This is a genomic window from Cupriavidus taiwanensis, from assembly GCF_900250075.1.
Lineage (GTDB): Bacteria > Pseudomonadota > Gammaproteobacteria > Burkholderiales > Burkholderiaceae > Cupriavidus > Cupriavidus taiwanensis_C.
Genome location: NZ_LT977071.1, coordinates 2,618,925 through 2,638,364 on the forward strand (window position 1 = coordinate 2,618,925; position 19,440 = coordinate 2,638,364).

At 68.7% G+C, this 19,440-nt stretch carries 19 protein-coding genes; 13 read left to right on the forward strand and 6 right to left on the reverse strand.

Translation table 11 applies throughout. From position 1 onward, the window contains the following. Window position 1: 1 nt before the first annotated feature. From CBM2588_RS28100 to CBM2588_RS28115, 4 genes are all read right to left on the reverse strand, one after another. Complete coding sequence (locus tag CBM2588_RS28100; protein ID WP_115683507.1) at window positions 2-958, reverse strand: ABC transporter permease; 957 nt, start codon at window positions 956-958, stop codon at window positions 2-4. Next, entirely contained in the window at window positions 955-2,541 is a 1,587-nt protein-coding gene (locus tag CBM2588_RS28105) for an ABC transporter substrate-binding protein (protein ID WP_115683508.1), read from the reverse strand. Before CBM2588_RS28105 ends, CBM2588_RS28100 begins: the two co-directional genes overlap by 4 nt. Window positions 2,542-2,660: 119 nt before the next feature. Then, window positions 2,661-3,809, reverse strand: a complete 1,149-nt coding sequence (locus tag CBM2588_RS28110) for a thiolase family protein (RefSeq protein WP_115683509.1) — start codon at window positions 3,807-3,809, stop codon at window positions 2,661-2,663. A 46-nt stretch (window positions 3,810-3,855) separates the two neighbouring features. Continuing rightward, entirely contained in the window at window positions 3,856-4,254 is a 399-nt protein-coding gene (locus tag CBM2588_RS28115; protein ID WP_115683510.1) for a Zn-ribbon domain-containing OB-fold protein, read from the reverse strand. 236 nt (window positions 4,255-4,490) lie between these two features. Here CBM2588_RS28115 and CBM2588_RS28120 point away from each other — a divergent pair, with 236 nt between their 5' ends. The 12 genes from CBM2588_RS28120 (at window position 4,491) to CBM2588_RS28175 (ending at window position 17,098) form a co-directional block, all read left to right on the forward strand. Then, complete coding sequence (locus CBM2588_RS28120; RefSeq protein ID WP_115683511.1) at window positions 4,491-5,642, forward strand: acyl-CoA dehydrogenase family protein; 1,152 nt, start codon at window positions 4,491-4,493, stop codon at window positions 5,640-5,642. A gap of 24 nt (window positions 5,643-5,666) precedes the next feature. Next, window positions 5,667-7,232: a class I adenylate-forming enzyme family protein gene (locus tag CBM2588_RS28125; RefSeq protein ID WP_115683512.1), complete on the forward strand. Its 1,566-nt coding sequence runs from the start codon at window positions 5,667-5,669 to the stop codon at window positions 7,230-7,232. Continuing rightward, entirely contained in the window at window positions 7,229-8,020 is a 792-nt protein-coding gene (locus CBM2588_RS28130; protein ID WP_115683513.1) for an SDR family NAD(P)-dependent oxidoreductase, read from the forward strand. Before CBM2588_RS28125 ends, CBM2588_RS28130 begins: the two co-directional genes overlap by 4 nt. Before the next feature lie 9 nt (window positions 8,021-8,029). Beyond that, the gene (locus tag CBM2588_RS28135; protein ID WP_115683514.1) at window positions 8,030-8,818 is read left to right on the forward strand and encodes a crotonase/enoyl-CoA hydratase family protein; all 789 of its coding nucleotides are present in this window, start codon (window positions 8,030-8,032) and stop codon (window positions 8,816-8,818) included. Window positions 8,819-8,974: 156 nt separating this feature from the next. Next, window positions 8,975-9,439 carry an SRPBCC family protein gene (locus CBM2588_RS28140; RefSeq protein ID WP_115683515.1) on the forward strand — a complete coding sequence of 155 codons (465 nt, stop codon included), beginning with the start codon at window positions 8,975-8,977 and terminating at the stop codon, window positions 9,437-9,439. Continuing rightward, window positions 9,420-9,767: an ArsR/SmtB family transcription factor gene (locus CBM2588_RS28145; protein WP_115683516.1), complete on the forward strand. Its 348-nt coding sequence runs from the start codon at window positions 9,420-9,422 to the stop codon at window positions 9,765-9,767. The genes CBM2588_RS28140 and CBM2588_RS28145 overlap by 20 nt, the downstream gene beginning before the upstream one ends. 156 nt (window positions 9,768-9,923) lie before the next feature. Next, window positions 9,924-11,138 (forward strand): efflux RND transporter periplasmic adaptor subunit, encoded by a 1,215-nt coding sequence (locus CBM2588_RS28150; protein WP_115683517.1) that lies wholly within the window; start codon window positions 9,924-9,926, stop codon window positions 11,136-11,138. A gap of 11 nt (window positions 11,139-11,149) precedes the next feature. Further along, window positions 11,150-11,842: an ABC transporter ATP-binding protein gene (locus CBM2588_RS28155; protein ID WP_115683518.1), complete on the forward strand. Its 693-nt coding sequence runs from the start codon at window positions 11,150-11,152 to the stop codon at window positions 11,840-11,842. 12 nt (window positions 11,843-11,854) lie between these two features. Next, window positions 11,855-13,009, forward strand: a complete 1,155-nt coding sequence (locus tag CBM2588_RS28160; RefSeq protein ID WP_115683519.1) for an ABC transporter permease — start codon at window positions 11,855-11,857, stop codon at window positions 13,007-13,009. Window positions 13,010-13,025: 16 nt separating this feature from the next. Then, window positions 13,026-14,192, forward strand: coding sequence for an ABC transporter permease (locus CBM2588_RS28165; protein WP_115683520.1), 1,167 nt, complete (start codon window positions 13,026-13,028; stop codon window positions 14,190-14,192). A gap of 151 nt (window positions 14,193-14,343) precedes the next feature. Continuing rightward, window positions 14,344-15,534 (forward strand): sodium/glutamate symporter, encoded by a 1,191-nt coding sequence (gene gltS / locus CBM2588_RS28170; protein ID WP_115683521.1) that lies wholly within the window; start codon window positions 14,344-14,346, stop codon window positions 15,532-15,534. A 13-nt stretch (window positions 15,535-15,547) separates the two neighbouring features. Then, the gene (locus tag CBM2588_RS28175; RefSeq protein WP_115683522.1) at window positions 15,548-17,098 is read left to right on the forward strand and encodes a TAXI family TRAP transporter solute-binding subunit; all 1,551 of its coding nucleotides are present in this window, start codon (window positions 15,548-15,550) and stop codon (window positions 17,096-17,098) included. Between the two features lie 18 nt (window positions 17,099-17,116). Here the strand turns inward: CBM2588_RS28175 and CBM2588_RS28180 are convergent, their stop codons facing one another. After that, a complete protein-coding gene (locus tag CBM2588_RS28180; protein ID WP_115683523.1) occupies window positions 17,117-17,350 on the reverse strand; it encodes a CDP-diacylglycerol pyrophosphatase in 234 nt (77 codons plus the stop codon). 161 nt (window positions 17,351-17,511) lie between these two features. On the opposite strand from CBM2588_RS28180, the gene CBM2588_RS28185 reads away from it, so the two are divergent. Beyond that, window positions 17,512-17,985: a DM13 domain-containing protein gene (locus CBM2588_RS28185; protein WP_115683524.1), complete on the forward strand. Its 474-nt coding sequence runs from the start codon at window positions 17,512-17,514 to the stop codon at window positions 17,983-17,985. A gap of 190 nt (window positions 17,986-18,175) precedes the next feature. Here CBM2588_RS28185 and CBM2588_RS28190 read toward each other — a convergent pair whose 3' ends face one another. After that, complete coding sequence (locus CBM2588_RS28190) at window positions 18,176-19,243, reverse strand: porin (protein ID WP_115683525.1); 1,068 nt, start codon at window positions 19,241-19,243, stop codon at window positions 18,176-18,178. Window positions 19,244-19,440 lie beyond the last annotated feature (197 nt).

Genomic DNA, 19,440 nt, shown 5'->3' on the forward strand with positions numbered 1-19,440 from the left:
GTCAGCCTTCGGCATCGCGAAGCAGACGGGGATCGACCAGGGCGTAGGCCAGGTCCGTCAGCAGGTTGACGAGAATGAACAGGATCGCGACGAAGAGCACGATGCCCTGCGTCATCAGGTACTCCTGCTGGTAGATCGACTCCACCAGCAACTGTCCTACCCCGGGCAGCGCGAACAGCGTCTCGATGACGATGGCACCGCCCATCAGCCGGCCCATGTTCACGCCGACCACGGTGATCAGGTTGAGCGACGACGGCCGCAGCGCGTTCTCGAACAGGATGCGCCAGGTGGGCAGGCCCATGCCGCGCGCCAGCGCGATGTAGTTCTGCTGCAGCGTGCCGACCATCTCGCTGCGCAGCAGGCGCAGGTACACCGGCACTTCGATCAGGGCCAGCGACAGCACCGGCATCACCATGCTCTCGAGGTTGCCGGTGATGCTTTCCGACAGGCTGACGTAGCCGGTGGCCGGCAGCCATTGCAGCCGCAGCGCCAGCACGTAGACCAGCCCCAGCGCCAGCACGAAGGCCGGCGTCGACAACAGCGCCAGGCAGCCGGCCAGCACGCCATGGTCCAGCTTGCTGCCGCGGCGGTAGGCGCTGAGGATGCCCAGCGGCACCGCCAGCCCGAGCGCGACCACCTGCGTCAGCAGCACCAGCTCGATCGTTACCGGCAGGCGCGACAGGATCACGTCGAGTGTCGCCTCGCCGGAATGGATGGCGTGGCCGAGGTCGCCGTGCAGCACGTCCCACAGCCAGCTCAGGTAGCGCAGCGGCAGCGGCCGGTCCAGCCCCAGCTCCAGCCGCAGTGCGGCGACGCGCTCGGGCGTGGCGGCGTCGCCCAGGATGATCAGGGCGATATCGCCCGGCAGCAGCGCCACCAGGAGGAAGCTCACCATGGACACGGCAACCAGGGTGGCCGCCACCGTCAGTGCGCCGGTCAGCAAGCGTTTGAGTTTCATCGTGCATGGCCTCCCGTTTCGCGCCAGATGCCGCCGAAACGCACCAGGCCGTCCGGCACCACGGTGATGCCGTGCACGGTCTTGCGCGCGGCGATGGTGTCGCTCACGTTGTAGAGAAAGGCGTAGGGCATGACCTCGGTGGCCAGCACGCGGGCGAAGTCGCTGTAGATCGCGGCGCGGCGCGCCGGGTCGCTGGTGCGCATGCCGTCCTCCAGCAGGCGGTCGACGCGGGCGTTGCGGTAGCCGCCGTAGTTGCTGCTCGGCTTGACCGGCGCGAAGCGTGAGTGGAAGAAGATAAAGGCATTGGAATGCGGGTCGGCCCGGCCGGTGAAGCGGAAGATGCTCGCCTCGAACTGATGCGAGGTCATGTTCTGCACCAGCCGATTCTGGTCGAACGGCACCAGCTCCGCCTTGATGCCGGCCTCCTCCCACATCTGCTGCAGCGCCTGCGCCAGGTTGCGGGTGTCGGGGCTGTTGTTGAACTGCAGCGTGAACGACACCGGCTTGCCGTAGTCGGCCAGCAGCGCCCGGGCCCGCGCCAGGTCGTACTTCGGGTAGACCTCGGTCGGCTGGGTGATGCCGGCCACGCCCTTGCCGAAGGGGCTGTAAGCCAGGCTGGGCACGCCGAAGCCGAGCGTGCGCGCCAGCAGCGGGCGATCGATGGCGTGGGCCACCGCCTTGCGCACGCGCAGGTCATCCAGCGGCGGCTGGTTGAAGTTGAAGTAAATGCCCTCGGTGCCGAAGCCGTCAGGGTAGTACAGCGCCACGCGCTTGTCGGCGCGGATGGTGTAGATGAAGCGCGTGGTGGGCTGCAGGATCATGTCGGTCTGTCCCGACAGGAATGCCGATTCCCGCGTCTCCGGATTCTGCATGCCGCGGAACACGACACGATCGAGATAAGGCTCGCCCGGGCGCCAGTAGTCCGGATTGCGCGCCACCACGAAGCGGCTGTTGCGCACCCATTCGACAAAGCGGAACGGGCCGGTGCCAACCGGGCGCGTGCCGATGCCGGCCGGGTCGGCCTTGAAGGCCTTGGGCGAGACCATGATGCCCGGGGCATCGGCCAGCACCGTCGGCAGTGCGGCATTGGGTTCGCTCAGCACGAATTCCACAGTCGACGGGTCGAGCGCACGCACCTCGCGGATCTCGCGCATGCTGCTCAGGCAACGGCAGCGGTTGGCCGGGTCACGCGTGCGCCGCAGGTTCGCCACCACCGCCTCGGCGTCGAATGGCGTGCCATCGTGGAAACGGATGCCCTGGCGCAGGCGGATGCGGTAGCGCAGGCCGTCGGTCGACACGGTATAGCTCTCTGCCAGCCACGGCACGGCCCGGCCCTGGGTGTCGATATCGAACAGCGATTCATAGACCGGCGTCGACAACTGCCGCTCGGTGAAGGTGCCGGTACGGATCGGGTCGACCACGGCCGGGTCCTGTGCCAGCCCGACGGTCAGCGTGCCGCCGCGGCGCGGGGCGGAGCTTTCCGCGGGCAGCGCTGTCGCCAGTCCGCCAAACCCGGTGAGCGCCGCCAACAGCGCGATACCGGCACGCGCCTGTACCCGGCGCGCGCATCTTGTCCAACGCATGTCGTCTCCTCTGTTGTAAGCCGGCGGGTCTGTGCCTGCCGTTGCCCGGTGCCACGTCGGCGCGCGGCTTGCCGTCCCTCGATGCGTCCTGTTACGTCGCTGTCCGCTGCAACGCCTGTTCAGTCGCGCTGGAGCGTGTGCACGTAGCACACCGCGCCCACGCCCACCATGTGCGCCAGGCCCACGCGCGCGCCGGGATGCTGGCGTGCGCCGGCCTCGCCGCGCAGCTGCAGCGCGATCTCGCCGACCTGGCCGATGCCGGTCGGGCCGATGGGATGGCCCATGGCAATCAGGCCGCCCGAGGGATTCACCGCGCAGCGGCCACCGATGTCCCACGCGCCTTCCCTGAGCAGCGGCACGGCGCGGCCGGGGCCGCACAAGCCCATGGCCTCGACATATTCGACTTCCTCCACGGTGAAGGCGTCGTGCAGTTCGAGCACATCGATCTGTTCCGGACGCAGTCCGGCCTGCTGCAGGGCGAGACGCGTGGTTTCCTCGGTCAGGTTGGCATCGAAGCGGGTGGCGTCCTCATACAGCCGCTGGCTGCGCGCCGCGGATGCCGTCACCCGCACCGGCTTGCCGCCGTCCACGCCGAGGCGGCGGATGGCCGCTTCGGAGGCGACGATCACCGCCGCCGCGCCCTCGCCCACCGGGCAGCACTGCAGCGTGGTCAGGCTGCCGGATACCGGGCGGCCGCCCAGCACCTCTTCCAGTGAACGGGCCTGCTGCCGATGCGCGTTGGGATTGCGCGCGCCGTTGCCATGGTTCTTCACGGCGACACGGGCGAAGTCCTGCTGGTCCACGCCGTGGCGCTGGGCGTACTGGTCGGCCAGCAGCGCGAAGTGCGTAAAAGGAACGATGGCGTCCTCGGCCAGTTGCGGAATGCCCATGGCCGCTTCGCCGCGCGTCACCGGCGCGGGCTTGTCGACCCCAACGGCGAGCGCCACCTCGCACATGCCGCTGGCCACTTCCATGCACGCCTGGCGAAACGCGGCCGAGCCCGAGGCCGACGCGTTTTCGACGTGCATGACCGGAATGCCGGTGGCGCCGAGGTGGCGCAGCATCGGCCGGCCGGGCGCCATCGGCAGCAGCGCCTTGGCGAAGTAGGCGGACTCCACCGCCGCCCATTCGATGCCGGCGTCGGCCAGCGCGCCGCGCACGGCGGCAAGTCCGAGCGTGGCGTAGCTGTCTTCACTGAGCGGCTGGTAACGGTGCCAGCCAGCGCCGATCACGTAGACCGGGCGCATGTCGTTGAGGGTGCGTTGCATGGCGTTCGGGAACTCGGGATATCGGAATCGTGCAGTGAGGCGGAAATCAGCGCTGCGTGGTGAAGCGCAGGTCGAGCGCGGCGCCATCAGCACCGGCGACCTCGGCAAGCGTGGCGTAGAGCGGCTGGTCCGCGCGCAGTGGCACATCGGGGTTGCCGTCGAGCAGCGTGCGCAGCACCGGGCCGTCGTCGAGCCTGACGGTGACCACCGTGAACGGCGGCTCGCGGTCCTTGCGCGCATGCAGCATGACCCGCGCCGAGGCCACCAGCCGGCCTCGGCCCGCCAGCAGCGTCGGCGTCAGCGCATCCCCGGTCGCGCCACAAGCCTCGCAGCCGTAGGCCTGCATGGGAAAGAACACATGGCCGCAACGGCAGCGGGCGCCGTGCAGCACGGGCTCGCCGTCAGGCGACAGGGCGTAGAGCTGGGGTTTCAGCAGGGCGGTCATGGAACGGTCATCCGTGATGGAGAGTGATGGCGTTTTTTAAGTCTCGTAACTTATTAGATTCGTTGCAAGTATCCAATCAAGAAAACGCGTGAATTCACGGGTATTTACCTATCCCGACCGCTTTCAACGGCACTAGACTAGGGTTTATCCCAAGGTTTACATAATTTCTTAGTCCACTATCTAATAAGTTAGCGCGCTGGGATATCAGCACGCCGTCCAACAAGGAGCGAACCACGATGTATGCATTCAGCGAGGAGACGCGCGCCATCCGGGAGCTGGTCCGGCGGCTGGTCGACGATTTCCAGATGCCACTGGAGGCGCGCGTCCTCCGGGGCGAAAAACTCACGCGCGCCGACTACGCGCCTGGGCGGCGCGCGGCCCGGGAGGCCGGACTGTGGCGGCTTGGCGTGCCGCAAGACCTGGGCGGCGCCGGCTTGCCGCTGGTTACGCTGCTGGCCATCACCGAAGAGAATTTCCGCTGCCTGACGCCGCTGCGCTTCGGCGGCCGGGCCCTGCCCAACCTCTACGGCCTGCAGGGCGAACAGCGCGAACGCTACCTGGAGCCCTTTCTCAACGACACCAAGGTGCTGGCCTTTGCCCAGACCGAGCCCGGCGGCGGCGCCGACCCTGCCGGCGCCATCCAGACCTTTGCCCGCCGCCAGGGAGACGGAGACCAGGACGGGGATGGCGGCGGCTGGGTGCTCAACGGCACCAAGGTGTTCATCAGCAATGTCGCCGACGCCGACGTGGTCTTCGTGGTGGCGCGCACCGACAAGGCAAAGCGCGCCGGCGGCATCTCGATGTTCGCAGTGGAGACCGGCAACCCCGGCATGGTCCGGCGCGAGATTCCCATGCTCGGCGGCTTCGTCACGCATGAGCTGATCTTCGACGACTGCCGGGTGCCGGCGCATGCGCTGGTGAGCAGCGAGGGCGGCGGCTTCCGCCAGGCGCAGCAGGCGTTGTCGGCGGCGCGCTTCGATGTGGCCGCGCGCGCGCTCGGCATCGCGCAGCGCTGTCTCGAAATGATGATTGCCTACAGCAAGGAGCGGAAGGTCTTCGGCGAGCCGCTGGCCGCGCTGCAGGCGACGCAGTCGGCCATCGTCGATTCGTGGGTGGAAATCCAGCAGAACCGGCTGCTGGTCTACCGCAGCGCCGAGCGGCACGACGCCGGCGAGGACACACGCGTCGAAGCCGGCATGGTCAAGATGACCTGCACCGAGATGGTCGATCGCGTCATCGACCGTGCCATCCAGCTCTACGGCGCCGCCGGCTGCGCGCTCGATAACCCGCTGGCGCATTGGTACAACCACCAGCGCCTGGCGCGCATCTACGAAGGGCCGACCGAACTGCACAAGTACCGCGTGCTGGCCCGCCACCTGCTGTCCTGACCCGCCGGGACCCAAGGAGACAACATGCAAGCTTCCGTAGAGACCGCGCAGGCGCCGCAGCCCGGCACCGTCGAGCACTGGGCGCGCGCGCGGCCCGATGCGCTCGCCGCCATCGAGGGCGAGCGCGCGCTGAGCTGGGCCGCGCTCGACGACCAGGCCAACCGGCTCGCGCATGCCCTGTCGGCGCGCGGGCTGGGCCGCGGCGACATCGTCGTGGTCCGCACCCAGATCCGGCTCGAGTGGATGGCCATCGCCGCGGCATGCGGCAAGCTCGGCTGCTCGCTGCTGGGCATGAACTGGCGGCTCACGCCCGCCGAGGTGCGCTACGTCCTCAACAACAGCCGCGCCAACGCCATCGTCTGCGACGACGCCGACCCGGCCGCGCTGCTGCCGGCGTTCGACGGCCAGCCGCTGAAGGCCGCGGTGTCGCTGGACGTCGCGGCGGCGGGCTTTGACCATTACGCCGATCTGGTCGCCGCCCCTGCCCCCGCGCGATACTCCGCGGGCCAGCCTGGCCTGATCATCTACACCTCCGGCACCACCGGCTTGCCCAAGGGGGTACTGATGCGCGGCAGCGCGGATATGTCGGACCCGATCGTCACCGAATATCTGGCGGATGTCGGCGCCCACCGCACCACCTCGGCCGAGGCCTGCTTCCTGCTGACCATGCCCGTGCACCATGGCTCGGGCCCCTCGCAGATTTGGGCGGCGCAGAAGGCCGGCGCGCTCACCGTCATGATCCGGCGCTACGACCCGCTCGCCGTGCTCGACGCGATCCAGCGCTACCGTGTGAGCCACTGGACCGGCGTGCCGACCATGTTCAAGCGGCTGGCGGCGCTGCCGCCCGGCACGGTGGCACAGCACGACCTCACGTCACTGCGGTCGATCACGGTCGGCGCGGCGCCGGTGTCGGATGCGCTCAAGCAATGGATCATCACGCATCTCGGCGACTGCCTTTACGAAGGCTACGGCTCGACCGAGACCGGCATGGTCAGCCGCATGATGGCCGGCGACCAGCGTCGCAAGCCCGGCTCGAGCGGCCGCCCCTACCGCCACGTGCGCATCGAGATCCGCGATGCCGACGGCCAGGTGCTGCCGGCGGGCCAGTCCGGCGAGATCTGGGCCTGGACGCCGGTGGCGATCCGCAACTACCTGAACGCCCCCGCGCTCGGCACCGACACGCGCGACGAGCGCGGCTTCTTCCGCACCGGCGACGTGGGGCGGCTCGACGACGAAGGCTTCCTCTACATCAGCGACCGCGCCAAGGACATGATCATTTCCGGCGGCGTGAACATCTATCCCGCCGAAATCGAGGCGGCGCTGCAAACCCACCCTGCCGTCGCCGACGCCGCGGTCATCGGCATCCCGGACGAAGAGTTCGGCGAGAGCGTGATGGCGTTCTGCGAGATCAAGCCCGGGCTGAGCGTGGACGAACCTGCGCTGCTCGAACACTGCGTCGGCCAGCTCGCCTCGTACAAGCGCCCACGCAATATCCGCATCGTCGACGAACTGCCGCGCAATACCGTCGGCAAGCTGCTCAAGCGCGACCTGCGCGCGCCCTTCTGGAAAGACAAGGAGAAAAACGTATGAACAACCTGCTCAGCCTCAGCGAACGCGTGATGCTGGTGACCGGCGCCGGGCAAGGCGTGGGGCGCCAGATCGCGCTGCATGCCGCCGCCCACGATGCCGAAGGCGTGGTGGTCAACGACTACTTCCTAGACCGCGCCGAAGCGGTGGCCGAGGAAGTGCGCGCCGCCGGCGGCCGCGCCATCGCCGTGCAGGCGGACGTGACCAGCCATGAAAGCGTGCAGGCGATGTTCGCCACGGCACGCGAGGCCTATGGCCGTGTCGACGTGCTGGTCAACAACGCCGGCAATGCCGGCGCCACGCCCAGCGCCGATGCGCGCAAGCCGTTCTGGGAGACCGGCCCCGATGCATGGAACAGCTTTATCGGCGTCAACTTCTACGGCGTGATCCACTGCACCGCCGCCGCGATCCCGGACATGATCGCGCGCCAGTCGGGCCGCATCATCACCATCATCTCCGACGCGGGCCGCATGGGCGAAGCGAACCTGGAGGTGTATTCCGGCGCCAAGGCCGGCGCGGCCGGCTTCATGCGCGGCGTGGCGCGCGCCATGGGGCGCCACCACGTCACGGCGAACTGCGTCGCGATCTCGGCCACGGTGACCCCGGCCATCGAAGCACGGCTGAAGGCCGACCCCGAGCGCACCAAGAAGATCATGGAGAGATACGTGATCCGCCGTCCGGGCCGGCCCAACGACGTCGCCAACATGGTGACCTTTCTCGCCTCGGATGCCAGCAGCTGGATCACCGGCCAGACCTATCCGGTCAACGGCGGTTTCTCGTTCGCCCTGTAAGGAGACGCCATGTCAGATACCCGTACTGACACCCAGACGCCGCGCGTCCTGACCGAGCGCCATGGCCATGTGCTGGTCATCACCATCAACCGGCCGGAGGTGAAGAACGCCTGCGACGGGCAGACCGCGCTGCAGATGAACGCGGCCATGGACCAGCTGGACAACGATCCCAGCCTGTTCCTCGGCATCGTCACCGGCGCCGGCGGCGACTTCTCCGCCGGTGCCGACCTGAAAGCAGCGGCGCGCGGCGAACTGCGCGAGCGCCCGCCGCGCGGCGGCTTCGGCGTGTTCAAACGGCCCGCGCGCAAGCCATTGATCGCGGCGGTCGAAGGCGTAGCGGTTGGCGGTGGACTGGAACTGTGCCTGTCGTGCGACCTGATCGTCGCCGCGAAGAACGCGCGCATGGGCCTGCCGGAAGTGCGCCACAACCTCGCAGCGATTGGCGGCGGGCTGTTCCGGCTGCCGCGGCGCATCCCCTACCACATCGCCATGGAGCTCGCACTGACGGGCGAGCTGAAGGATCCATCTTTCTTCGCACCGCTGGGGCTGGTGAACCGCGTGGTCGAGCCCGGGCAGGCGCTGGACGAAGCACTGGCCCTGGCACAAAAGCTGATGGCCAACGGCCCGACGGGTCTTGCGGCGGCCAAGGAAATCATCTTCCAGTCCGCCAATTGGACGGATGAAGAAGCCTGGGAGAAGCAGATGCCCATCGCCGCCGTGGCGATCGAATCGGAAGATCGCAAGGAGGGACTGAAGGCCTTCGTGGAGAAGCGCAAGCCGGTGTGGCGCGGGGTGTAGCGGGCGACAGGAGCTTCATCGCCGGACGGCGGTGAAGCCTGTGCGGCACAACGGGGGATTGGGTCCGGAATCCCTGCGACATCGCTTGCGGTAACCGATCCCGTCGCCTAATATGCAACCACTTAGTTGCATATCAATCCCCCCAGGAGATCGCCCATGCCTTCCGACACCGACCGCATCGAACGCAGCATCCTGATCGAAGCCCCGGTCGCGCGCGTCTGGCACGCGCTGACCGATGCCGATACCTTCGGCAGCTGGTTCGGCGTCCGCTTCGACGGCGCCACCTTCGCGCCTGGCCAGCGCGTGGTGGGCAGCATCACCTATCCGGGTTACGAATACCTGAAGTTCGACGTCCACGTCGAACGCATGGAGCCGGAACGGCTGCTGTCGTGGCGCTGGCATCCGGCGCCGCTGGAGCGCGGGCGCGACTACTCGGACGAGCCGGCCACGCTGGTGGAGTTCACGCTGCGCGAGGTGGAAGGCGGCACCATGCTCACCGTGGTCGAGTCCGGCTTTGACCGGATCCCGCCGGAACGCCGCCAGGAAGCGTTCCGTATCAACAGCGGCGGCTGGGATGCGCAGGTCGACAATATCCGCAAGCATGTCGCCGGCGCTGCCTGAAGCGCCTGAACTGCGGCAATCCGCCGCGGTCTTTGCGGCGCTTGGCGACGAAACGCGGCTGCGGCTGGTGGCGGCGCTGTGCGCCGGCGGTGCGATGTCGATCGCGCAGCTGACCGCGGGCAGCGCCATGACGCGGCAGGCTGTGACCAAGCACCTGCAGGTGCTGGCGCAGGCCGGGCTGGTGCACGACAGCCGCGCCGGACGCGAGCGCCTGTGGCAATTCGAGCCCGGCCAGCTCGATGCCGCGCGCCGGTCGCTGGAAGCGATCGGGCGGCAATGGGAGTTTGCGCTGGGCAAGCTGAAGCTGGCGGTGGAGGGCGAGCATTAGATGGCTGCCTCAATTTGTGCTGCCGCTTTGCGCCCGTCTCCCGCACGCGGAAGAGGGAGCAATCAAGTGGTCGTTGGCTGCCTCGCACGCCACGAAGTCTCGCCTTATCACCGCTATACTGACAGCCCCGCCCATTCCGGCAAAAGGAAGCGCGCAGTGGCTGACCACGACCTGTCCAGGCTCAAGATCGACCGGCAAGCCGCCGCGGCCGGCGTGCATTTGCGCCCGCGGCGCCGATGGCTGCGCTACGCGGCCATCGCGCTGGTGCTGCTGGCGCTGGCCGGCATTGCCATCCGGCTGGCCAGCCCGCGGCCGGTGCAGACCGCCACCGTCACCTCGGCCTACCCCACGCAGAACTTCACGATGCTGAACGCGACCGGCTATGTCGTGCCGCAGCGCAAGGCGGCGGTTGCGTCGAAGGCGCAGGGCCGGCTGGAATGGCTGGGCGTGCTGGAAGGCTCGCGCGTGAAGAAGGACGAGGTGATCGCGCGGCTGGAAAGCAAGGACGTGGCCGCGTCGTTCGCGCAGGCCCAGGCGCAGGTGCAGGTGGCGCAGGCCAACCTGGCGCTGCAGCAGGCCGAGCTGAAGGACGCGGAGGTGAACCTGCGCCGTTCCAGGATCCTGATCGTGCCGAACGCGATCTCGCGCACCCAGTACGATGCCGACGTGGCGCGCTTCGACAAGGCGCGGGCCTCAGTGAACAGCTCGCGCGCGTCGGTGGTGTCGGCGCAGGCCAATGCGCGCGCGGCCGAGGTGGCGGTCGAGCAGACCGTGGTGCGCGCGCCGTTCGACGGCGTGGTGCTGGTCAAGCATGCCAACGTGGGCGACAACATCACGCCCTTCTCCGCCGCGGCCGACACCAAGGGCGCGATCGTCACCATCGCCGACATGGAAACGCTGGAAGTCGAGGCCGATGTCGCCGAATCCAATATCGCCCGGATCCGCGTCGACCAGCCCTGCGAGCTGCTGCTCGACGCCCTGCCCGGCCTGCGCCTGGCCGGACAGGTTTCGCGCATCGTGCCGACGGTGGACCGCTCCAAGGCCACCGTGCTGGTCAAGGTGCGCTTTGTCGACCGCGATGCGCGCGTGCTGCCGGACATGAGCGCCAAGATTGCCTTCCTGTCGCGCGCGGCCACCGCGCAGGACCGCCAGCCGGTGGTCGCGGTGCAGCCGGCGGCAATCGCCACGCGCGACGGCCGCCAGGTGGTCTATGTGGTCCGGGACGGCAAGGCGCACGAGATGACGGTCAAGACCGGCGCCAAGCTGGGCGAACTGGTGGCCGTGCAGGGCGTCAAGCCGGGCGACGTGGTGGTGCTGTCGCCCGGCGACCAGATCAGCGACGGCAGCCGCGTGACCACGGCCAAGCCATGAGTGAGGCCCGCATGAGCGCCGCGCCGCTGGTGCAGATCGACCACGTCGCCAAGTCCTACCGGCGCGGCATGCAGACGGTGCCGGTGCTGACCGATATCTCGCTGGAGATCGGCGAAGGCGATTTCGTCGCGCTGATGGGGCCGTCCGGCTCGGGCAAGAGCACCCTGCTGAACCTGATTGCCGGCATCGACCGGCCCGACCGCGGCACGCTGCGCGTCGCGGGGCGGGACATCACGCAGTTGCCCGAAGCGGCGCTGGCCGACTGGCGCGCCGCCAATGTCGGCTTTATCTTCCAGTTCTACAACCTGATGCCGGTGCTGACCGCGTTCGAGAACGTCGAGCTGCCGCTGATGCTGACGCGCCTGCCGCGCGCGGAGCGGCGCGCGCGCGTGGAACTGGTGCTGGACATGGTCAACCTCGCCGACCGCATGAGCCATTATCCGTCGGAGCTGTCGGGCGGCCAGCAGCAGCGCGTGGCGATCGCGCGCGCGCTGATCACCGACCCCGCGCTGATCGTCGCCGACGAGCCCACCGGCGATCTCGACCGCACCTCGGCGGCCGAGATCCTGGCGATGATGCAGCGACTCAACGCCGATGCCGGCAAGACCATCATCATGGTCACGCACGATGCGCACGCCGCCGCCGCGGCCGGCTCGCTGGTGCACCTGGAAAAGGGGGAGCTGATCCGTGGCGAGCCGGCCTAGCCTCGATTCACCATGTACGCGCTCAAGCTGATCGCCCGCAATGCGCTGCGGCACAAGCTGCGCACCACGCTGACGGTGTTCGGGCTGGTGATCGCGGTGCTGGCGTTCGGGCTGCTGCAGACCGTGATCGATGCCTGGTATGCCGGTGCCTCGGCCGCCTCCAGCGCGCGGCTGGTCACGCGCAATGCGATCTCGCTGGTGTTTCCGCTGCCGCTCAGCTACGAAAGCCGCATCAAGGGCATCGACGGCGTGACCATGGTGGCGCGCTCCAACTGGTTTGGCGGAGTTTATCGCGATCCCAAGAACTTCTTCGCGCAGTTCGCGGTCTCCGACAACTACCTGGACCTCTACCCCGAGTTCATCGTCCCGGACGCGCAGCGCGCCGACTACCAGCGCGACCGCAAGGGCGCGCTGGTGGGGCGCCAGCTGGCCGACCAGTTCGGCTTCAAGGTGGGCGACGTCATCCCCATCAAGGGCACCATCTATCCCGGGACCTGGGAGTTCGTGGTGCGCGGCATCATGGACGGGCGCGACGAGAGCACCATCACGCGGCAGATGGTGTTCCACTGGGAATACCTGAACGAGACCGTGCGCAAGCGCACCCCGCGCCAGGCCGACCAGGTCGGCGTCTATATATTGGGCGTCGGCAACCCCGACAACACCGCGGCGATCTCGCGCCAGGTCGACGGCGTGTTCCGCAATTCGCTGGCCGAAACCCTGACCGAAACCGAGCAGGCCTTCCAGCTGGGCTTTGTCGCGATGTCGAACCAGATCATCGCGGCGATCCGCGTGGTGTCGTACGTGGTGATCGTGATCATCATGGCGGTGATGGCCAACGCCATGGCCATGAGCGCGCGCGAGCGCACCGTGGAATACGCGACGCTCAAGGCGCTGGGATTCGGCCCGGGCTTCCTGGCGCTGCTGGTGTTCGGCGAATCGCTGGCGCTGTGCGTGGCCGGCGGCGCGCTCGGCATGCTGGCCACGCCGCCGGTGGCCAGCGCCTTCAAGCAGGCGGTGGGCGGCGTGTTCCCGGTGTTCACGGTATCGCCGCAGACCATGCAGTTGCAGGCGGCATGCGCGCTGGCGGTGGGCATGTTTGCCGGCATCGTGCCGGCCGTGCAGGCGGCGCGCGTGCGCATCGTCGAGGGCCTGCGGGCCATCGGCTAGCGCCAGGGAGACTGCCGTGGCGATCCCGCTGACCTATATCGCGCGCAACCTGTGGGCCCGGCGCCTGACCACCGCGCTGACCGCGGCCGGCCTGGCGCTGGTGGTCTTTGTCTTCGCCACCATGCTGATGCTCGACGCCGGGCTGAAGAAGACCCTGGTCACCACCGGCGAGCACGACAACGTGGTGGTGATCCGCAAGGGCGCGGAGACCGAGATCCAGAGCGCTGTCAACCGCGACCAGGCCAGCATCATCGAGATGCACCCGGCCGTGGCCATGGGCCGCGACGGCCGGCCGCTGGCGTCGCGCGAGGCCGTGGTGCTGATCTCGCTGACCAAGGCCAGCACCGGCCAGCCGTCCAACGTGGTGATCCGCGGCATCTCGCCGGCGGGCATGGACCTGCGCCCGCAGGTGCGGCTGGTGGCCGGGCGCATGTTCCGGCCGGGCTCGTCCGAGATCATCGTCGGCAGCAGCATTGCCGGCGGCTTTGCCGGCGTGCAGATCGGCGGACACTTGCGCTTTGCGCAGCGCGACTGGACGGTGGTGGGCCACTTCGACGCCGGCGGCAGCGGCTTCGACTCCGAGATCTGGGGCGACGTGGACCAGCTGATGCAATCGTTCCGGCGCAATTCGTATTCGTCGATGGTGGTCCGGCTGGCCGATTCCACGCTGTTCGAGCGCTTTCGCGCCGATCTCGACGTCGATCCGCGCCTGGCCGACGAGGCCAAGCGCGAGCAGGCTTTCTACAGCGACCAGTCCAAGGCCCTGTCGGGCTTTATCAATATCCTGGGCTTTACGCTGTCGACCATCTTCTCGATCGCGGCGATGATCGGCGCCATGATCACCATGTACGCCTCGGTGGCCAACCGCGTGGCGGAAATCGGCACGCTGCGCGCGCTGGGCTTCCAGCGCGCCAGCGTGCTGGCCGCGTTCCTGGCCGAAGCCGCGCTGCTGGGCCTGGTCGGCGGCGCCGCGGGCCTGGCGTGCGCGGCGCTGATGCAGTTCGCTTCGTTTTCGACCACCAATTTCCAGACCTTCGCCGATCTGTCGTTCCGCTTTATCCTGACCCCGGCGATTGCGCTGCAAACGCTGGCGTTCGCGATGGCGATGGGGCTGGTGGGGGGATTCCTGCCGGCGGTGCGGGCGGCGCGGATGAATATCGTGGAGGCGTTGCGGGCGCGTTGACCTATGCGCGCTGCTGCCGGTTTGCTCCCCTCTCCCCATGAGGGGAGAGGGAGAACACCATCGCCCTGGCGCGGCCCATCCTTTCCTTGCCTTCTCCCCCGTGTCCGACTACAACCCGTAGTGATGCATGCTACGCGTCAGGACGCCCCCGATGAACCTTGACCTGCTGGCCTCATTGCTGACCGCCGTGGTGGTGCTGTTGATCGGTACGCTGGTCAACCGCAGCGTCGGCGTGCTGTCGCGCTACAACATTCCCGATCCCGTCACCGGTGGCCTGCTGTTCGCGATCGTCGCGTCGACGGCGCTGGCGGCGGTGAACTTCCGCGTGGTGATCGATCCCGGCATGAAGCCGGTGCTGCTGCTGATGTTCTTCGGCGGCGTCGGCCTCTGCGCCGACCTGCGCATGCTCAAGCGCGGCGGCAAGGCGCTGGTCATCTTCATCATCATCCTGCTGCCGTATATCGTGGTGCAGAACGTGGTCGGCGTGGCCATGGCGCGGGTGCTGGACCTGCACCCGATCTTCGGCCTGGTGAGCGGCTCCATCACGCTGGTGGGCGGGCACGGCACCGGCGCGGCCTATGCCGAGCGCTTTGCCGAGGTCAACAACCTGCAGGCGGTGATGGACCTGTCGATGACGGTGGCCACGGTCGGGCTGATCGTCGGCGGCATCATCGGCGGACCGGTGGCGCAATACCTGATCTCGCGCTACCGGCTGCGCTCGACCGCGCGCGAGGCCGGCGACACCGAGGAGGAAGCGGCGGCGGTCTCGCCCATCACCACGGTGGGCGCGCTGGCGTCGCTGGCCGGCATCCTGGCCGCGGTAATCGGCGGGCGCTGGATCGCCGCGCAGATGCCGACCGGCGCCATCACCATCCCGGGCTTCCTCTGGTGCATGATGCTCGGCATCGCCATCCGCAACCTGCTGCCCTTCGCCGGCATGCGCTTTGACGACCGCGCCACCGACCTGATCACCAATGTCTGCCTGTCGCTGTTCCTGGTGATGACGATGATGGCGCTGGACCTGGCCGACGTGGCGCTGTCCGCCGGCCCGTTCCTGCTGATCATCGCGATGCAGGTGGTGTTCATCATCCTCTACGTGGTGCTGGTGTGCTTCCGCTTCATGGGGCGCGACTACGAGGCCGCCGTCACCTCGGCCGCGTTCATCGGCTTCAACATGGGCTCGACCGCCACCGCCATGGCCAATATGCGCGCCATCACCGCGCGCTACGGGCCGGCACCGACCAGCTTCCTGATCACGCCGCTGGCCGGGGCGTTCTTCGTCGACCTGATGAACGCGTTCGTGCTGACCATGATGCTGGCGCTGCCGCTGATCGGGGGCTGAGATGGGGGCTGAGATGCGGCGCCGCGCCCTGCTGACCCTGCTGTTTGCCCTGCTGGCCAGCGCCTGGCTGGCGGGATGCGGCGCCGGCCCGGCCGCCGACGGCATCCGCGCCGGCGTCGAAGAGCGGCTGGCACTGGCGCTGCCGCCGGGCACGGTGCAGGTGGTGGGCCTTGAGCGCCGCGGCTCGCAGGCCGATACCAAGGCCCCGGCGGGCGAGACCCGCCGCATCGTCTATTTCGACGCCCAGCTGAAGCTGCTGCGCGACTATGACTTCGGCGCCTGGGATTCGCCCGGCGTGGCGGGCCTGGTGTCGGCGCTGGGCGCGGGCCCGCGCGGCATCACCGGCATCACCAGTGGGGGCAACAAGGCCGGCGACATCATCCGCGCCCACGGCACCGCGCTGTACCGGCGCGACGGCGAGCGCTGGGTCGGGGTGCTGCCGGCCGGCTACCGTCCCGCCGAGGCCCCGGCGGTCGCCACCAATGCACCGAGCGGCCCGGCGGCGATCCTGGACGCGATGCGCAAGGTGATCGACTCGGTGCAGAAGGACGCGTCGCCGGCGCAGCGCGCGGTGATCGAGCAGGAGCTGACCACCGCGCACGCCAATATCCGCGCGCGGCTGGCGCGGGTCAATGAAGGCTATGCCATTGCCGCCGGCGCGGAGCACGGCCAGTACTTGCGCTTTGCGCAGGCGCTGGTTGCCGGCACGCGCGTGCGCGCCATCCCGCTGGTCACGCACGGCGGCGAAGAGAACCTGCGCCTGCTGCGCGCGGGCAAGGTCTCGGTGGCGCTGGCGCAGGGGGATGCCGCGCTGGACGCTTACGAGGGCAAGGACGCCTTCGCCGAGGACGGCCCGCAGGCCTCGCTGCGCGCCATCGGCAGCCTCTATCCGGAACCGGTGCATGTGCTGGTGCGCGATGGCGATCCGGCGCGCTCGGTGTCGGACCTGCGTGGCAAGCGCATCGCGGTGGGCGAGCGCGGCTCGGCCTCGCGCCATACCGCGCTGCGCGTGCTGGGCGCGCATGGCCTGACGGACAAGGACTTCAAGGCCGAGGAAGTGGGGCTGGGCACCGGCCTGGTGGCGCTGCGCCAGAACCAGGTCGACGCCGTGATCCAGGTGATCGGCGTACCCGCCGACAGCATCCGCGATGCGCTCGCCGAAATGCCGCTGCGGCTGCTGCCGCTCGACGAAAAGGCCATCGTCGCGCTGGTTGGCCGCAAGGCGGGCTATTTCCGCGCATCGATCGCGCCCGGCACCTATCCCGGCCTGAGCGCGCCGGTGCGCACCATCGCCACTGCGGCCGTGCTGGTGACCGGCCCGGACCTGTCCGACAACGAAGTGGCCGACCTGACCCGGCTGGTCTACCGCAACGGGCGCGACCTGGTCGCGCGCGGCAGCGCCCAGGGCGGACAGATTTCGGTGGCCACGGCGCGCCAGGGCCTGATGATTCCGCAGCATCTGGCGGCGGCCAAGACGCTCGACGCCATGGGCGCGGGCGGCCGCGCGCCGGCCCCGGCCAGGCCGGCCAGCACGCCTGCCGCATCCGCGACGCAGGCAAGGTAGGGGGTGCGCTGGCCGGCTTCAGCGCCGGCCCGATACGCCGTAGAACGTTCCTGCGCGTGGATTAGACACCACATAAGCGTGGCGCTGCGCCCAGAACTGTGCGGTACGGAAGGCTTCGGCCTCGCGCTCGCTCCAATCCGTTGCCAGCAACGGCAAAGCCTCGGCATCGGTGGTCAGGTAGACGCGCGCCTGATAGCGGGCGGTTTGCATCGTGCCGGTACGGATAGTGCGGATCGTGACGTGGAGGGTCATAGGCAGCTTCTCGACAGGGCAACTACCAGATCATAACCACTTCCATGTGTTGGATTGGTGAAACCGTTGCGAATGTGCCAAGGCCGTCAACCTGCCACGGCGCTGTCAGGTTCCCGCGCCGGCGCCGACATACCGGCATCGCCATCCTTCCGGAGCCCGCAATGACCGCCAGGCCCGCCATCCTCGTGCTGACCCACCTCGCCATGCTGGCGGCCGGCTTTGCCGCGGGCATCTATGTTCTGCCGATCCTGACGGCACAGCCGGGTGCCAGTGCCGGGCAGGTGCAGGCGGTGTCGCAACAGGCGCGCTATGCCGGCACCTTCCGCAAGGACCTGGCCGGCAGCGACGCGCTGCACTGGGCCAGCGGGCGGCTCCATGTCTCGGCCAATGCGCTCGCCTTCGAAGGCAGCGTGGCACCGGGACCGGACTACCGGATCTACCTGGCGCCGGCCTTTGTCGACAACAAGGAAGCCTTCCTGCGGATCAAGGACCAGTCGCTGCAGGTGGGTGAACTGAAGACCTTCGGCAATTTCACCGTGGATTTGCCGGCCGGGGTGGATCCGTCCCGGTATGCGGCGGTGGTGATCTGGTGCGAGCGGTTCGGGCAGTTTATCGGGGCGGCTGGGTATAGATAGGAACCGGGCGCGGGAGTGCGGCTGGCGATGGCGTTGCCGGCGCAGCAGGGCAGCGGCGCAAGCGGAAAAAGGGGCCGGTCAAGGCAACCGGCCCAACGAACCCCGCAAGACCAGCCGCAGGTGTCGATATGAGCGTCAAGCACCCGCCCGTGCAGGCATGGGCGCCTGCCGGGCGGGCATCAGCTAATAATCAGAAGCGATGACGCAGGCCGATGGTGGCGCCCGTCTGGTTCTCGCCGGCAACCACGGTGCCCACGCCGTTCAGGCCCAGCGCCGAGCCCGACTTGTTTTTCGCGTAGCCCACGTTCAGATACACGTCGGTGCGCTTGGACAGCGAGTAGTCCGCCGACAGCACGAACATCCACGGATCCGCGTCGCTGTTGCGGGTGTCGTTGTAGTACGCCGCGCCGGTCAGCAGGAACGCCGGCGTGAAGCGGTACTGCGCGCCGGCCCAGTAGACGTTGCTGCGGGTCTCGGCCGCGGTGGCGCTGGAGACGCCGTCGTCGCGCAGCCAGCGGTAGCCCGCGAACACCTTGGCCCCGCCGAAGGCATAGGCCGCACCCACCGCCGCGCGCTTGGCGGCGCGGTCCTGCAGCGCCACCGTGCCGCCGTGGAACTGGTCGTAGGCCGCGCCGACCGAGAGGCCGCCCGCCGCATACGTCAGGCCGCCGCCGAAGTTGCGCCCGACCTTGGTCTCGCCCGGGATTTCGTTGTTGTCGCGGCCGAAGCTGTAGAAGCCGGTGGCGGTCAGGCCGCCGAACTTGCCGGTGTACTTGACGGCGTTGTCGGCGCGGCCGTTGAAGGCCGAGTCGACGCTGTTGAGCGAGTAGCGCGGGCCCACGCCCATCGGGTCGAAGGCGCCGAACAGGTCGTACAGCGCGTTCTGCTGGCGGCCCAGCGTGACCGCGCCCCAGCCGCCCTGCAGGCCGACGTAGGCCTGGCGGCCGAACAGGCGGTTGCCCTGGCCCGAGGTGCCGGTGTCGACATCGAAGCCGCTTTCCAGCACGAAGATGCCCTTCAGGCCGCCGCCCAGGTCTTCGGTGCCGCGCAGGCCCCAGCGCGAGCCCGACAGGTTGCCCGAGTTCAGGCGCACGGCCGTGCCTTCGGCGCCGCCGCTGCCCGGCACGTTGCTGATCACTTCGACGCCGGCATCGACGATGCCGTAGAGCGTCACGTTGGACGTGGACTGGGCCGACGCCACCCCGGATGCGGCCGACGCGGCCGCTGCTGCCGTCATTGCAAGGAGAGCTTTCTTCACTGTAGTTTCTCTGTGTTCTGTTTGAGGCACGACACCGCACCGGACCCAGGGCAACGATCGCCATGGCGAGCCGTGGCGATCCGGCCCGGCCGGGCAACCCGGCAACGGCGCATCGTCCGCAATGAATTGCGGCCCGGGCATTGTGGCGGGGCAATATGAAAGCTTTGTGACCCATGCTCCGCAGCAGGAAGTGGCGC